The organism is Kitasatospora sp. NPDC048545, assembly GCF_040651155.1.
In the GTDB taxonomy this organism is placed as follows: domain Bacteria; phylum Actinomycetota; class Actinomycetes; order Streptomycetales; family Streptomycetaceae; genus Kitasatospora.
Genome location: NZ_JBEZIQ010000192.1, coordinates 1 through 1,030, shown reverse-complemented (window position 1 = coordinate 1,030; position 1,030 = coordinate 1). Strand labels below are relative to the sequence as shown.

Below are 1,030 nucleotides of genomic sequence, written 5' to 3'. Positions count from 1 at the left end.
CGTCGGCTACGAGATGGCCCTGCTCGTCGACCGAGCCGGCGCCGTCCTCACCCCCGCACTTCGCGCGGAACTCCAGGGCAGTCTCCTGCACTGACGGTTCGTCGGATACCGTCCAGGTATTCGAAGTACCTCCGCGTCCTTCCCGGGCCCGCTTCGGCGGGCTCGGGTTCGGACGTTGTACGGCCTTCGCACCACCGGCTCCGGACTCGCGCCGAAGCTCGCAATTGCACCGCCGCACCCTGTGAGGAGAGGAACCGTGACACCGCCCGACGACCGCAGTGGCCAATACGGTCTTCCGTACCCTGGCACAGGCCATGACGCCTTCGGAGCACCCGGCGTCGGCCACGGTCAGGAGTACGGCCGGCATCACTACGGGCAGCCCCAGCACCCGTACGCCAGGCCCGAGGAGCAGTACGGCCAGTACGAGCAGTACGCCCAGCAGCAGCCGTCCTACGGCGCCCCGGCACCCGGCTACCCGGGTGCCGTTCCCGAACCGGCGCCCGGCTACGCGCCGGCCCAGGAACCCGGGCACGTCGAGGAGTTCGAGGACGAAACCGACTCCGGGCCGCTGATCCGTCCGTTCGCGATGACCGGCGGTCGCACCCGGCCGCGCTACGAACTCGCGCTGGAGGCCCTGGTCTCCGCCGACGTCGATCCGCAGCGGCTGTCCACCCTGCTCCCCGAGCACCAGCGGATCTGCACGCTGTGCACGGAGGTCAAATCCGTCGCTGAGGTGTCGGCGCTGCTCTCCCTTCCCCTGGGAGTGGCCCGCATCCTCGTGGCCGACCTGGCCGAGGCCGGCCTGGTCGCCATCCACCAGCCCGCTTCCGGCGGCGAATCCGGAAACCAGCCCGACGTCACGCTGCTCGAAAGGGTCCTCAGTGGACTTCGCAAGCTCTAACGCGGCCGCCCCCACCCGCGCCACCACCTCCGCGAAGATCGTCGTCGCGGGCGGCTTCGGTGTCGGCAAGACCACGCTCGTCGGCGCCGTCTCCGAGATCAACCCGCTGCGCACCGAAGCCGTCATGAC

The 1,030-nt window shown here is 70.2% G+C and carries 1 protein-coding gene and 2 pseudogenes; all 3 read left to right on the top strand.

What is annotated here, in order from left to right:
• Positions 1–94: pseudogene (locus AB0D10_RS46450) on the top strand (roadblock/LC7 domain-containing protein); the annotation flags it as partial.
• Between the two features lie 162 nt (positions 95–256).
• Entirely contained in the window at positions 257–901 is a 645-nt protein-coding gene (locus tag AB0D10_RS46445) for a DUF742 domain-containing protein (RefSeq protein ID WP_360269212.1), read from the top strand.
• Positions 882–1,030 (top strand): annotated as a pseudogene (locus AB0D10_RS46440) (ATP-binding protein); the annotation flags it as partial. The gene AB0D10_RS46445 and the pseudogene AB0D10_RS46440, both read left to right, overlap by 20 nt.